Source organism: Duganella rhizosphaerae, assembly GCF_040364205.1.
In the GTDB taxonomy this organism is placed as follows: domain Bacteria; phylum Pseudomonadota; class Gammaproteobacteria; order Burkholderiales; family Burkholderiaceae_D; genus Rugamonas; species Rugamonas rhizosphaerae.
This window is the reverse complement of the sequence record NZ_BPWK01000004.1, coordinates 397,125-410,576: the sequence shown is the minus strand read 5'-3', so window position 1 is coordinate 410,576 and position 13,452 is coordinate 397,125. Positions and strand designations below refer to the sequence as shown.

At 63.4% G+C, this 13,452-nt stretch carries 15 protein-coding genes, 2 tRNA genes and 1 pseudogene; 13 read left to right on the top strand and 5 right to left on the bottom strand.

Annotation, left to right across the window (positions count from 1 at the left end; translation table 11 throughout):
* Positions 1-5: 5 nt before the first annotated feature.
* The 4 genes from lolA to RUGAMON1_RS11855 all read left to right on the top strand — a co-directional run bounded on the left by lolA (position 6) and on the right by RUGAMON1_RS11855 (position 5,428).
* Entirely contained in the window at positions 6-641 is a 636-nt protein-coding gene (gene lolA / locus RUGAMON1_RS11870; protein WP_445230694.1) for an outer membrane lipoprotein chaperone LolA, read from the top strand.
* An 86-nt stretch (positions 642-727) separates the two neighbouring features.
* Positions 728-2,032, top strand: coding sequence for a replication-associated recombination protein A (locus RUGAMON1_RS11865; protein WP_116989635.1), 1,305 nt, complete (start codon positions 728-730; stop codon positions 2,030-2,032).
* Positions 2,033-2,355: 323 nt separating this feature from the next.
* Positions 2,356-3,651 carry an NRAMP family divalent metal transporter gene (locus RUGAMON1_RS11860; RefSeq protein WP_445230693.1) on the top strand — a complete coding sequence of 432 codons (1,296 nt, stop codon included), beginning with the start codon at positions 2,356-2,358 and terminating at the stop codon, positions 3,649-3,651.
* Positions 3,652-3,799: 148 nt separating this feature from the next.
* Positions 3,800-5,428, top strand: a complete 1,629-nt coding sequence (locus RUGAMON1_RS11855; RefSeq protein WP_445230692.1) for a diguanylate cyclase domain-containing protein — start codon at positions 3,800-3,802, stop codon at positions 5,426-5,428.
* On the opposite strand, the gene RUGAMON1_RS11850 is transcribed toward RUGAMON1_RS11855, so the two are convergent.
* Positions 5,425-5,856: a MarR family winged helix-turn-helix transcriptional regulator gene (locus RUGAMON1_RS11850; protein ID WP_445230691.1), complete on the bottom strand. Its 432-nt coding sequence runs from the start codon at positions 5,854-5,856 to the stop codon at positions 5,425-5,427. The two genes, RUGAMON1_RS11855 and RUGAMON1_RS11850, sit on opposite strands and share 4 nt — an antisense overlap.
* Before the next feature lie 98 nt (positions 5,857-5,954).
* Here RUGAMON1_RS11850 and RUGAMON1_RS11845 point away from each other — a divergent pair, with 98 nt between their 5' ends.
* Positions 5,955-6,704 (top strand): alpha/beta fold hydrolase, encoded by a 750-nt coding sequence (locus RUGAMON1_RS11845; protein ID WP_445230690.1) that lies wholly within the window; start codon positions 5,955-5,957, stop codon positions 6,702-6,704.
* A 36-nt stretch (positions 6,705-6,740) separates the two neighbouring features.
* Positions 6,741-7,574 (top strand): alpha/beta fold hydrolase, encoded by an 834-nt coding sequence (locus tag RUGAMON1_RS11840; protein ID WP_445230689.1) that lies wholly within the window; start codon positions 6,741-6,743, stop codon positions 7,572-7,574.
* 4 nt (positions 7,575-7,578) lie between these two features.
* Here the strand turns inward: RUGAMON1_RS11840 and RUGAMON1_RS11835 are convergent, their stop codons facing one another.
* The 3 genes and pseudogenes from RUGAMON1_RS11835 to RUGAMON1_RS11825 all read right to left on the bottom strand — a co-directional run.
* Entirely contained in the window at positions 7,579-7,992 is a 414-nt protein-coding gene (locus tag RUGAMON1_RS11835; protein ID WP_445230688.1) for a hypothetical protein, read from the bottom strand.
* 86 nt (positions 7,993-8,078) lie between these two features.
* Positions 8,079-8,402, bottom strand: a complete 324-nt coding sequence (locus RUGAMON1_RS11830) for a DUF2917 domain-containing protein (protein WP_445230687.1) — start codon at positions 8,400-8,402, stop codon at positions 8,079-8,081.
* Positions 8,399-8,476, bottom strand: a pseudogene (locus RUGAMON1_RS11825) (hypothetical protein); the annotation flags it as partial. The pseudogene RUGAMON1_RS11825 and the gene RUGAMON1_RS11830, both read right to left, overlap by 4 nt.
* Positions 8,477-8,578: 102 nt before the next feature.
* Here RUGAMON1_RS11825 and RUGAMON1_RS11820 point away from each other — a divergent pair.
* The 7 genes from RUGAMON1_RS11820 to RUGAMON1_RS11790 all read left to right on the top strand — a co-directional run bounded on the left by RUGAMON1_RS11820 (position 8,579) and on the right by RUGAMON1_RS11790 (position 12,888).
* A complete protein-coding gene (locus tag RUGAMON1_RS11820) occupies positions 8,579-10,030 on the top strand; it encodes an aminotransferase-like domain-containing protein (protein WP_445230686.1) in 1,452 nt (483 codons plus the stop codon).
* Between the two features lie 154 nt (positions 10,031-10,184).
* Entirely contained in the window at positions 10,185-10,382 is a 198-nt protein-coding gene (locus RUGAMON1_RS11815) for a hypothetical protein (protein ID WP_445230685.1), read from the top strand.
* Positions 10,383-10,472: 90 nt separating this feature from the next.
* Positions 10,473-11,762 carry a serine--tRNA ligase gene (serS, locus tag RUGAMON1_RS11810; protein ID WP_445230684.1) on the top strand — a complete coding sequence of 430 codons (1,290 nt, stop codon included), beginning with the start codon at positions 10,473-10,475 and terminating at the stop codon, positions 11,760-11,762.
* Positions 11,763-11,829: 67 nt separating this feature from the next.
* Positions 11,830-11,919: transfer RNA gene (locus RUGAMON1_RS11805), tRNA-Ser, on the top strand.
* A 31-nt stretch (positions 11,920-11,950) separates the two neighbouring features.
* A tRNA-Ser gene (locus RUGAMON1_RS11800) sits at positions 11,951-12,040 on the top strand.
* Between the two features lie 136 nt (positions 12,041-12,176).
* On the top strand, positions 12,177-12,443 hold the full coding sequence (locus tag RUGAMON1_RS11795; protein WP_116989649.1) for a PAAR domain-containing protein: 267 nt from the start codon (positions 12,177-12,179) through the stop codon (positions 12,441-12,443).
* Positions 12,436-12,888, top strand: coding sequence for a hypothetical protein (locus RUGAMON1_RS11790; protein WP_445230683.1), 453 nt, complete (start codon positions 12,436-12,438; stop codon positions 12,886-12,888). The genes RUGAMON1_RS11795 and RUGAMON1_RS11790 overlap by 8 nt, the downstream gene beginning before the upstream one ends.
* Here the strand turns inward: RUGAMON1_RS11790 and RUGAMON1_RS11785 are convergent.
* The gene (locus tag RUGAMON1_RS11785) at positions 12,885-13,442 is read right to left on the bottom strand and encodes a UPF0149 family protein (protein WP_445230682.1); all 558 of its coding nucleotides are present in this window, start codon (positions 13,440-13,442) and stop codon (positions 12,885-12,887) included. The genes RUGAMON1_RS11790 and RUGAMON1_RS11785 overlap by 4 nt on opposite strands.
* Positions 13,443-13,452 lie beyond the last annotated feature (10 nt).

Sequence of the window (13,452 nt, the reverse complement as noted above, 5' to 3'; positions counted from 1 at the left end):
ACCGTATGATGCGTTTCAAAAATATCGCAGTGTTGACCGCCGGCCTGCTGGCGGCCGCCTTGGCGCAAGCCAGCGCGCTGGAGCAGTTCAAATCCTTCGTCGCCTCGACCAAGGCCGCCAAGGGCGAGTTCACCCAGAAGCAGGTGAAGAACACTAACGGCGAAACGCCCAAGGCATCCAACACCGCCACCGGCACCTTCGTGTTCGCCCGTCCCGGCAAGTTCATCTGGACCTACGTGAAGCCCTACGACCAGGTGCTGCAAGCCGACGGCGACCAGCTGTTCATCTTCGACAAGGACCTGAACCAGGTCACGGTGAAGAAGCTGGGCGACGCGCTGGGCTCGTCGCCGGCCGCGATCCTGTTCGGCAGCAACGACCTGGAAAAGAATTTCACGCTGTCGGAAGCCGGCAGCAAGGAAGGCCTGGAATGGCTGAAGGCCGTGCCGAAAGCCAAGGACACCAGCTTCGAACAGATCACCATCGGCCTGCGCAACGGCTTGCCGGAAGCGATGGAGCTGAAGGATTCGTTCGGCCAGACTTCGGTGCTGTCGTTCCGCAAGATCGAAAAAAATCCGGCGCTGACTGCGACGAGTTTTAAATTCGTCATGCCGAAGGGCGCCGACGTATTCAATAATAATTAAGCAGTAAGCAAACACCCGCCATCGCGGGCGCCGACGCCGCAGCTGCGACGCTGCGGCGTTTTTCCATTTGAACGAGTGTACACATCGTGGCTGATCTCTTTTCCACCGAACCGCGCCAGCCGCTGGCCGAAGCGCTGCGGCCCAAGACGCTTGACGACGTCATCGGCCAGCATCACCTGCTGGGGCCGGGCCGGCCGCTGCGCCTGGCGTTCGAGTCGGGCCAGCCGCATTCGATGATCTTGTGGGGGCCGCCGGGCGTGGGCAAGACCACGCTGGCGCGGCTGACCGCCAACGCCTACGAGTGCGAGTTCATCGCCTTGTCGGCGGTGTTCTCCGGCGTGAAGGACATCCGCGCCGCGATGGAGCAGGCCCAGCACAACCTGGACATGGGCAAGCACACCATCCTGTTCGTCGACGAGATCCACCGCTTCAACAAGTCGCAGCAGGACGCCTTGCTGCCGTACGCCGAATCCGGCCTGGTGACGCTGATCGGCGCCACCACCGAGAACCCTTCGTTCGAAGTCAACTCGGCGCTGCTGTCGCGCTCGCAGGTCTACGTGCTGCATTCCTTCGACGACGCCGAGCTGCGCCAGCTGGTCGACAAGGCCCGCGCCAAGGTGCTGACGCATCTGGAGTTCGACGAAGCGGCCATCGACACCTTGATCGGCTACGCCGACGGCGACGGCCGCCGTTTGCTGAACCTGCTGGAGCAGACCAGCACCGCCGCCAACGCCGCCAAGACCAACAAGATCACGCCCGAGTTCATCCAGAACGCGCTGACCCTGAACGCGCGCCGCTTCGACAAGGGCGGCGACAATTTCTACGACCAGATCTCGGCGCTGCACAAATCCGTGCGCGGCTCGAACCCGGACGCCGCGCTGTACTGGCTGTGCCGCATGCTGGACGGCGGCGCCGACGCCAAATACCTGTCGCGCCGCATCGTCCGCATGGCGTGGGAAGACATCGGCCTGGCCGATCCGCGCGCGATGCAGATGGCCAACGACGCCGCCGCCACCTTCGAGCGCCTCGGTTCGCCGGAAGGCGAGCTGGCGCTGGGGCAGGCGGTGATCTACCTGGCCATCGCCGCCAAGAGCAACGCCGGCTACAACGCCTTCAACCAGGCCATGGCCTTCGTCAAGAAGGACAAGTCGCGTGAAGTGCCGGTCCACCTGCGCAACGCCCCGACCAAGCTGATGAAGGAACTGGGCTACGGCCACGAATACCGCTACGCCCACGACGAGCCGCACGCCTACGCGGCCGGCGAAACCTACTTCCCCGACGACATGCGCGAACCCGGCTGGTACCAGCCCGTCCCGCGCGGCCTGGAAAGCAAGATCGCCGACAAGATGGCCTTCCTGCGCCAGCTGGACGAGGACGCCGGCAAGCGCTGACGCGCCACCGCAATAATTGTTATTGACTTAAGCAGCGGATTTCCCGTATCTTTCGCCTGTTTTCCATTTCCGGAGACCCTCATGGGTACTTGTTCGAGTGATAGTTGTAGCCAGACCAGCTCTGGCGCCGCCTCGGCAAGATAACGCAGCATTCCCTGCCGTCATCTTGCTCACCGCGGATGATGGCGTCTGATGCGGGCCCGGCCCGCGTCGCACCCATCCAAATTTTTGTAGCCACGCCGCGCCCTTGTATCGCTTGCGCCGGTGTCGCCGCACCTCCGTTTTGCGCCCGTTGTCGGGCGAATTCTGTTGTTGGATGACTTATGTTGAATGTTGATCACACCGTTACCGCGCCCGCGCGCTCCTCCGCCTCCGCCTGGCTGAAAAAACTCGGCCCCGGCCTGATCACCGGCGCCGCCGACGATGATCCGAGCGGCATCGCCACCTATTCGCAAGCGGGCGCGCAGTTCGGCTTCCATATGCTGTGGACGATCTTGTTCACCTATCCGCTGATGGTCGGCATCCAGGTGGTGAGCGCGCAGATCGGGCGCGTCAGCGGCAAGGGGCTGGCCGGCAATATCCGCGAACATTTCCCGGCGTGGCTGGTGCGCGCCATCGTCGCCTTGCTGCTGATCGCCAATACCGTCAACATCGCGGCCGACGTCTCGGCCATGGGCGAGGCGGTCACGCTGATCATCGGCGGCTCGTCGCGCTGGTATGCGGCGCTGTTCGGTCTGATCTCGCTGCTGCTGCAGGTGCTGATCCCTTACCGCAGCTATGTGCGCTTTCTGAAGTGGCTGACCCTGGCCTTGCTGGCCTATGTGGCGGCGGTGTTCACCGTTCATGTGCCGTGGCTGCAAGTGGCGGCCGCCACCACGATGCCGCGTCTGGAATGGTCGCCGGCCTACATCACCACCATGGTGGCGGTATTCGGCACCACCATCAGCCCCTACCTGTTCTTCTGGCAAGCCTCGCAGGAAGTGGAAGAGTTGCAGGCCTGCCCGCAGTCGCAGGCGCTGCGCGAGGCGCCCGAGCAGGCGCGCGCGCACTTCCAGCGCATCAAGGTCGACACCGTGATCGGCATGGGCTTCTCCAACCTGGTGGCGTTCTTCATCATGCTGACCACGGCGGTGACGTTGCACCTGCACGGCATCGCCGCGATCGACACCTCGGCCCAGGCGGCGGCCGCCTTGCGTCCGCTGGCGGGCGAGTTTGCGTTTGCCTTGTTCAGCGCCGGCATCATCGGCACCGGCATGCTGGCGGTGCCGGTACTGGCCGGCTCGGCGGCCTACGCGGTGGCCGGCGCCTTCCAGTGGGAGAAGGGACTGGAGAAAACCGCCTCGCAGGCCAAGGGCTTCTACGGCATCATCGCGGTCTCCACCATCGTCGGCATTTTGCTGGGCTTTACGTCCATCGATCCGATCAAGGCGCTGTACTGGAGCGCGGTGATCAATGGCGTGATCTCGGTGCCCATCATGGTCGTGATGATGCTGATGGCGGGGCGCTCCGCCATCATGGGCCGCTTCGTGATCGGCCGCCGCCTGCGGATCCTGGGCTGGGGCGCGACGGCGGCCATGACGCTGGCGGTGCTGGCCATGTTCTGGATGATGTTGCCCTAAGTACGTTGTTTCATGGCAACGGAATCGGTGCGATTCTCAACCGGCGTAATATACTGGGAACACATAGTGCCGCCGAACTCCCGCGTGCAGCGATGGCCAGCCCATTCGATCCGCAGTGTCCTGACGGGCTTGCACTTCAGGAGTTTCCATGCGGCCTACATTTGGCTTTTTTCTCAGCTTTAAGTTTAAGATCACCGCCCTCGTGATCGCGCTGGTGCTGGTCGCCGGCATCGGCACGGGCGGCATCTCCTTGCTCATCGCCGAGTCGGAGCTGCGGCAGGTGATCGCGCGCCAGGAGTTGTCGCTGCTGACCAGTGCGGCCGCCTTGATCGACAGCGATCTGCAGGACAAGCGGCAGCTGCTGAGGTTGCTGGCCGAGCAGTTCCAGGCGCATGAACTGACGTTAGATCAAATTCAGTTGGAACTGGAAACCCACGAAACCCTGCGCGAGGAGTTTTTCAATGTCTCCGCATTCGACGCCAACGGCAAGCTGATCGCCAGCCTGCGCGACCGCAACGCCAAGCGCATCAACATCTCCGAGCGCAAGTACTTCCAGGAGACCTTGAAGCAAAAGGACGGCGTGATCTCGGCGCCTTTCAAGAGCGTGCTTTCCGGGAAGCCGGTGTTCGTGCTGACCCAGCCGCTGCGCGATTCCAGCGGCAAGATCGTCTGCGTCCTGCTGGGCGCGATCGACTTGCTGCGGCCTTCATTTTCCGCGCAGATCGACTCGCTGCGCTCCAGCTCCGAGGGGTATTTGTTCATCGTCACCGACGATGGCGTGATAGTCCATCATCCCAATAAAAAACTGCTGCTGGAAAAGGGCGACGACGGCGCCGGCACCGTGATGGAGGCCGCCCTGCAAGGCGGCGAAGGCTGGCAGGAAGGCATCCTCGACGATGGCGTGCCGGTGCTGCTGGTGCATAAGCACTTGCGCGAGGTGGGGTGGACCATCGCCTTGTCCTATCCGGTCGAGAGCGCCTTCGCGCCGATGCGCAGCGTGCGGCTGCGCGCCTTTGTCGGGGCGGCGCTGCTGACCGGCCTGGCCGGACTGTTCGGCTGGGCGATCACCAAGAAATTGCTGCAGCCATTGGGGCGCCTGCAACGGCATGTGGAAGACATCAGCGCCGGCAAAGCCAGTATCGAAGTGTTCGACGTGGACCGGGGTGACGAGTTCGGCCACCTCAGCCGGGCGTTCTATGCGCTATCCCAAAGCCGCGCGCGCGCCGAGCTGGAGCTGCACCGCCTGGCCAGCACCGATGTCCTGACCGGCATCGGCAACCGCCGCATGTTCGACGATTTCCTGCCGAAGGCGCTGGCGCGGGCCGCGCGCGCCGGCCAGCAGGTGGGGCTGGCCTTCCTGGATGTCGACCACTTCAAGCAGATCAACGATACGCTGGGCCACGCCGCCGGCGACCAGGTGCTGGTGGAGTTCGCCCGGCGCCTGACGGCCTCGGTGCGCACCACGGATACGGTGGCCCGCCTGGCCGGCGATGAATTCGTGATCGTGTTCGAGCAGCTGGCCTCGAATACCGAAATCGATGTGCTGGGGAGGAAGATCGTGGAGGCCATGCATGAGCCTTTCCCGTGCGGCGCAACGCAACGCCGGGTCACGGCCAGCATCGGCATTGCGCTCACGACCAGTCCGACTGTCACGGTCGACGAAGTCATGCGAGCGGCGGACCAGGCGCTGTACGGCGTCAAGGCTGCCGGGCGCAATGGCTTTGCCGTGAACCAGGTCGGCGCCGAGCGCGTCTTGCGGGCGCGGGCGAAAACCTAGCCGTCGCTGCGCGATGGTTCGCTGTCGACCAGCAAGGTGAGCAGGCGCGACAACTCTTTGCGGTCGGCTTGGGAGAGCGGCGCGAAGTTTTGGCTGGTGACCTTGGGCACGACCTGCTGGCATTGGTGCAGCAGGGCCGCGCCCGCCGGCGTCAGCGTGTGGAGCATGGCCCGGCCCTGGCCCGGTTGCCGCTCCACCAAACCCATCTTCATCAAGCGCGTCACCAGGGTGCCGAAGGCCTGGTCGGAATTGAAGGTCAGTTCGGCCAGCCCGTGCATGGTGCTGCCGGGGTGGCGGTCGATTTCGCGCAGCGCGTTCCATTGCACCAGACTCACGCCCAGCGGCGCGAGTTGCGCCTCCAGGGCGCGGTGTTGGCGGTGCTGGGCTTGCTTAACCAGCAGGCCGAGGGCTTCGAGGGAAATAGTCATCTCAACATATTTATATATCGCTAACCGGCTGTCAAGATCGGCTTGACATGTAAGTATATTTATATAAAGATGTTTATATTATTTGAGATGAGGTGAACATGCAATTATTGAACGATACGGTGACGGTCGCCTTGACCGACCAGGGGCAGGGGCGGGCATTCCTGCTGTTGCATGGCGGCGCCGGGCCGGCGTCGGTGGCGGGGCTGGCGACTGCGCTGTCGGCCAAGGCGCGCGTGCTTACGCCCACGCATCCGGGCTTCGATGGCCAGCCCAGGCCGCAGGGATTTGCCAGCGCCGGCGATCTGGCCAAGGCTTACCTGGACTTGCTCGAACGAATGGATGTCAAGGACGTGATCATCGTCGGCAATTCCTTCGGCGGCTGGGTCGCGGCGGAAATGGCACTGCTGGCGCCGCGGCGGCTGGCCGGCATCGTGCTGCTCAACGCGGTCGGCATTGACGGCGACATTGTCGATCCGGTCGGGCTGGCGCCCGCCGAGCGCGCGGCCAAAGCCTTCCACGATCCGCAGCGCTACTCGCTGGCCCCTGCCAGCCCCGAGACCGCCGCGATCATGGCCGCCAACCACGCCGCGCTGCACGCGTACGCGGGACAGCCGTTCATGCACGATCCGACCCTGCGGGCGCGCTTGGCCGGGCTACAGGTGGCGGCGCTGGTGGCGTGGGGCGCCAGCGACGGCATCGTGGATGTGGCATATGGGCGACGCCTGTGCGACAGCATGCCCGGCGCCGCGTTCGCCCTGGTCGAGGAGGCGGGGCACTTCCCTCACATCGAGCAATTGCCGCAGGTGCTGGGCCTGATCGATGATTTCAGCCGCGCCCAAATGTTGTAAGATGAAGGATTGTGGAAGCGGCAAGTGAGGAGCAACATGCAGCAGGTGACCAAGGTTGACGGCATCGAAGTCTATATCGAAGGCGAAGGCACCGAGACCATCGTGATGATACACGGCTGGCCGGATACCTACCGCGTGTGGGATGCCCAGGTTGAAGAATTGAAGCACCGCTATCGTTGCGTGCGCTTCACGCTGCCGGGTTTCGACATCAGCAAGCCGCGCCGCGCCTACTCGCTCGACGCCACCATCCGCCTGATTTCCTACATCGTCAACAGCGTGAACCAGAAGCAGAAGGTGATCCTGATGCTGCACGACTGGGGTTGCATGTTCGGCTACGAGTACTACATGCGCAACAAGCAGGCGGTGTCGGCCATCATCGGCGTCGACATCGGCGACGCGCAGTCGAAGGCGGTGCAGGACTCGCGCACCTTGTCGCAGAAAATGATGGTCAAGGGCTACCAGGGCACGCTGGCGCTGGCCTGGGCGATCGGCGGGCCGATCGGCAATATGATGACGCGCTACATGGCGCGCGTGCTGCGCGTGCCGTCGCCGCCGGAATATATTAGCGTCAAGATGAACTTCCCGTACTACATCATGGCCGCCGGCGAGGCCGGCTCCTACCGCAACATGGTGCGTTTCGTGCCGCAGGTGCCGATGCTGTTCATCTACGGCGCCCGCAAGCCCTTCATGTTCCATTCCGACGCGTGGGCCGGCAAGCTGGAAGCGAAAGAGGGCTGCAAGGTGGTGGGCTTCAACACCGACCACTGGCCGATGTTGCGCCAGCCCGAGCGTTTCAATGAAGTGGTGCTGGGCTGGCTGGAAAAGCCGGCCGACAACGACGAGGCCACCGAGCAGGACGCGGCGGCCTGAACCATTAACGCAGCTTGATCGGCTTCAGGTAGGGCGCGAACGGCGGCGCCGGCAGCTGGGCCGAGGCGTAGGCCTGGCGGAAGCATTCGGCCTTGCTGTTGTCGACGTCCGTGGTGCTGCGGATGACCTTGCCTGCGGCGTCCAGCGTCAGCACGATCACCACCGGATACTTGGATTTGTCGTGGCAGTTGCCGCGCTCGTCCAGCTTGTTCGAGTTGTTGAAGTTGATCGACACTTCCTCGTACTTGGTCGCCTTGTCGTTCGGGAACTGGGCGTTGAATTTGGCCATCTCACCGGCGAAGGCCGGGTTGGCCGGCGGCGGTGCTTCGTCCTTGGGCGGGCCGCCCATGGTCGAGCAACCGGCGGCGATCATCATGACGGCGCCGACGGCGGCGATTTTCAGGAACGGTGTTTTCAAATTATTCTCCTCGGTGTCTGTACTGTTGATACATCGTACATAGTCCGGGGATAGCGTGGCGCACGATTAGTTGCGTAGGTGAAATCCTACAATCCCCACCCCTGCAGCGCGGAGGCGAATCTGGCCTGGAACGCCGCCCAGCCGTGCGGCACTTCGGTGTCGGCCGGCAGGCGCACCCGCACCGCGCGCGGGCCGACCGCGTCGATCAGCGTCAGGCCGTCGTTCGGCACTTCGAAGGTCTGGCCCTGGCGCAGCATGAAGTCGGTATGCTCGCCGTAGGCGGTGATCCAGGCGGTGCCGGCCAGGCATTCGATGTGCCGTCCGGCCGCGCCGGCGATGCGCAATGGATGATTCTCCGACAGGCTGTATTCGGCCTGCCCCTGTGTCAGTGCGAGTAGTTCGGGTTTCATTGCAACTCCTGCCGTGGTGGTTCGTGCAACCAGAATACGCAGGCGCGGGCGACCGTAACAGATGCAGCAAATCGAAATTGTGACCGTCACAATGGCGTTTGGACTAAACTGTTATGGTCGAAATTTACGCTCGCTGTACCTGTCGCCACCGGGCGGGTCGGGGCCACAATAGCCGGATGTCCCATCAACTCACCCTCTACGAAGACCTGGCCAACGAATTGGGCGGGCTGATCGCCAGCCGCGTGTTCGCGCCGGGCGACCGGCTGCCGTCGATCCGCCACCTGGCGCAGCAGAAGCGTCTGTCCGTCAGCACCGTGATGCAGGCGCTGCGGCTGATGGAGGACCGCGGCCTGGTCGACGCCAAGCCGCAGGCCGGCTATTACGTGCGCCATCGTTCGCGCATGGCTGCGGTGATGACCGACGTCGGGCATCTGCAGGAGCCGGCCTATGTCGGCATCAACAACCTGCTGATGCGGGTGCTGAGGGCCAACGAAGACCCCGGCCTGGTGCAGATGGGCTCGGCATGGCCGCTGCAGGAACTGCTGCCGATGAAGCGCATGCAGAAGACCGTGGCCGCCGTGGCCCGGCGCGATCCCGGCCTGCTGAGCACGGTCAGCTGCTACGACACCAACCATCCGGAATTCATCCGGCAGATCGCCCGCCGCGCGCTGGACTGGGGCCACCTGGACCTGAACGAAATCGTCGTCACCGGCTCCTGCACCGAGGCGCTCAGCCTGTGCCTGCGGGCGGTGGCCAAGGCCGGCGACACCATCGCGATCGAGTCGGCGACCTATTTCGTGCTGTTGCAGCTGATCGAGTCGCTGGGCATGAAGGCGCTCGAGATCCCCACCCATCCGAAGACCGGGCCGTCGATCGACGCGCTGGAGCTGGCGCTGAACGCCGGCCTGGTGCAGGCGGTGCTGCTGATCCCGAACGCCAACAATCCGTTGGGCTGCATCATGCCGGAGGCGAACAAGCAGCGGTTGGCCAAGCTGCTGTCGCAGCACGATATACCGCTGATCGAGGACGATGTCTACGGCGACCTGTGCTTCACGCCGCAGCGGCCGTGGCCGGTCAAGGCCTACGACACCAGCGGCCACGTGATGCTGTGCGCGTCGTTTTCCAAGGCCATCAGTCCCGGTTCGCGGGTCGGCTACGTGGTGGCGGGGCGCTATGCGCAGGATATCGTGGTGCAGAAGATGATCGCCAGCGGCGCCACCAGCCACTTCTTCCAGGCCGTGCTGGCCGATTTCCTGACCGGCAGCGCCTATGAAAACCAGGTGCGCAAGATGCGGCGCGCGCTGTCGCAGCGCATCGCCCGCATGTCGGACGCGATTTGCGAGACTTTTCCCCATCAGTGCACCGTGTCCGAGCCGCAGGGCGGCTTCGTGGTGTGGGTCAGCCTGCCGGAGCACGTCGACGCGCTGGCCCTGCACGGCGACGCCGTGGCGGCCGGCGTGGCGTCGATGCCGGGGCAGTTGTTCTCCGCCACGGGCAAGTTCCGCAACTATCTGCGGCTCAATTGCGGCAATCCATGGGGGCCGCGCACCGAGGCCGCCATTGCCACGCTGGGCCAGCTGGTGCATCGCCATGCCGACCAGCCGGCCGTGCTGCGCAGCGCCGCCTGAATCTTTCATTTCCCACCTGTTTTTTGCACTTCAGGCGCCGTTTCCGGCGCTTCGTCGCATCCCGATGGCGACGTGTAGGGCCTTTAGGTACAGTACAACCATACCAAGCAGCGTTACAAAATAACGCGAAACCAACCACCTGAAGGAGTACATCATGAACATCGCTAAAAACATGGAAATCATCTTCGTCGCCGCTACCGTACTGGCCGCCGCCACGAGTTTCGCCACCGCTGCCGGCGCTGATGTCGCACCGGTCGCTCCAGCCGCCAAAGTCGCCGTCTCGACCGCCAAAATGCAAGTCGTGACCGTGACCGCCAAGCGCCTGACCGCCGCCGAAAAAGCTGCACTGTAATCACCGCAGCCGGCGGGCTGTTCAAAACTCGCAGGGAAGTGGCATCCTCTTGGTACAATTGACCTTTTCGATACAACGGCACTTGTTCCCATGATTGATATCCAACTTCTCCGTAAAGATATAGCCAACGTCGCCGCGCGCCTGGCGACCCGCAAGTTCCAGCTCGACGTGGACGGTTTCAACGCCCTCGAAGCCGAACGCAAAGCGATCCAGACGCGCACCGAAGAGCTGCAGGGCAAGCGTAACTCGCAGTCCAAGCTGATCGGCATGATGAAGGGCAAGGGCGAAGACACCACCGCCCTGATGGCGGAAGTGGCCGGCCTGGGCGACGAGCTCAAGGCCAACGAAACGGCACTGTCGGCAGTGCAGGCCAAGCTGGGCGATTTCATGCAGGCGATCCCGAACCTGCCGCACGAATCGGTCCCGGTCGGCACGGATGAAAGCGGCAACGTCGAAGTGCGCAAAGTCGGCACCCCGCGCAGCTTCGAATTCGAAGTCAAGGATCACGTCGATGTCGGCTCCCCGCTGGGCCTGGATTTCGATGTGGCGACCAAGCTGACCGGCTCGCGCTTCTCGGTCATGAAAGGCGGCATCGCCCGTCTGCACCGCGCACTGGCGCAGTTCATGCTGAACACCCACACCGACGAGCACGGCTACACCGAGTGCTACACACCGTACATGGTCAACGCCGATTCGCTGCGCGGCACCGGCCAGCTGCCGAAGTTTGAAGCCGACCTGTTCTCGGTGAAAAAAGGCGGCGCGGAAGGCGAGGGCGAGAACTTCTACCTGATCCCGACCTCCGAAGTCACGCTGACCAACCTGGTGCGCGACGAGATCGTGGCGGCCGACACGCTGCCATTGAAGATGACCGCCCACACCCCGTGCTTCCGCTCGGAAGCGGGCAGCTACGGCCGCGACACCCGCGGCATGATCCGCCAGCACCAGTTCGACAAGGTCGAGATGGTGCAGGTGGTGCATCCGGACACCTCGTACGCGGTGCTGGACGAAATGGTCGGCCATGCGGAAACCATTCTGCAGCGCCTGGGCCTGCCGTACCGCGTGATGTCGCTGTGCACCGGCGACATGGGCTTCGGCGCCACCAAGACCTACGACCTGGAAGTATGGCTGCCGGCGCAGAACACCTACCGTGAAATCTCGTCGCTGTCGAACTGCGAAGCCTTCCAGGCGCGCCGCATGCAGGCGCGCTTCCGCAACGCCCAGGGCAAGCCGGAACTGCTGCACACGCTGAACGGTTCGGGCCTGGCGGTCGGCCGCACCTTGGTCGCGGTGCTGGAGAATTACCAGCAGGCGGATGGCTCGGTGGAGATCCCTCCGGTGCTGCGTCCGTACATGGGTGGATTAACCCATCTGAAGGCGTAAAATACTCCTTCCTTTTTCCCGGCGGCCTGCTATAATCTTGCCTTCTCGCAGCAGCAGGTGGGAAAACGGAGAGGTGGCAGAGTGGTCGAATGTACTTGACTCGAAATCAAGCGTACGTTAAATCGTACCGTGGGTTCGAATCCCACCCTCTCCGCCACAAAACGCTGCTGTAAGAAAATGTACCACCAGGAGAGGTGGCAGAGTGGTCGAATGTACTTGACTCGAAATCAAGCGTACGTTAAATCGTACCGTGGGTTCGAATCCCACCCTCTCCGCCACGAATAGCAGTAGAGAAAAAAGCTTCCGGGAGGAAGCTTTTTTTTCGTCCGCGTTTTCCGCTGCCGAGATCGATACCGTGCGACGTGGCGAAAATAGCAATGCTATGATCGCCGCATTGAATCAGTGCGAGGCGATATGGGCGGGAAAGCAATCATCAGACTGGGCGACAAGACGTCGCACCATGGCACCGTGCTGGAAGGCCATCAGGACGTGATCGTGATGGGCAAGCCGGTGGCCGGTGTCGGCCACAAGGTCAGCTGCCCCAAGTGCCGCGGCACGCCAACCATCGTCGAAGGCGCGGTCACGCACACCATCATGGGCGTCAGCACCGCCGTGGAAGGGATGAAGACCTCCTGCGGCGCCGTCCTCATCGCCTCCCAGCAAACCGATACCATTGGGTGAGCAGCACGACGCAGCCGGCCTTGCCCCGTATCCATTCAAGGAGCTGGCGGACAGCCGTCATGGCCCGGTATTTCATAGCCAGTTCGTCGTAGCGGACGACGACGCGCCACGCTTGCTGAATCTGCTGGCCGTGCACGCGAGCGATGCGAGCTGCTTCACGCACCACACGGCGCGGCCTGAGTTTGGCGGCAGCGTCATCGAGCTGGTGACCAACTCCGTGGTATTGCTTCGGGCGGTGGATGCCATGCGTCTGCGTCCACCGGCACCCTGGCTTGCCTTTCCCGATATCGAGCCCGCAGCCTATGGAAGTCTGCAAGGCAGCCTGGATTATTGGTGGACCTGGCTCTGGATGCCGTACTGGAATAACGCCACGCCGGACGAGCGCGAACAATTACTGGCGCAAGCCTCGGACGACTGGCGCGAGTTCTTCGAGTTCCACGCCTAGGCGGCGTCGCCGCAGCACTTCTTGTACTTCTTGCCGCTGCCGCAAGGGCAGGGATCGTTGCGGCCGACTTTCGGGCCTTTCGGCGGATGCCAGTAGGCGTTGATCTGGATGACCGATGGCGTCACGGCATCGGCCCATGATTCGTCTTCGCCAGCGTCTTCGCGCTGGAACGGCGCCAGCCATTCCGGATGGGCCGCTTGCAGCGGCGCCCAGGCCGCCGCGTCCACCTGCATGCCGGCCGCGAAACCTTGGCACCACTGCTCGGGACCCCAGTTGCCGCCGCATTCGTAGATAGGCTCGAAACTGGCCGGGTCCTTGCTCATCCAGGTCTGCATGTAGTGGTAGTGGCGCAGCGCCAGCGGCTCGGCGGCGGGATTTTTCAAAGCCGCCGGCAGCCAGCTTTCAGGCGTCTGTCTGGTCGGGCCGATGACAATGGCGGTCAGGAATCCTTCCAGCCAGGAGACGTCCTGCAGCGCGTCCAGCGCATCGTATTCGTCGTCGTTCAGTGGCGTGTGCTGCATGGTGAGGGCCTCGTAGTCTGTGTGAGCCGACATTCTACGCACC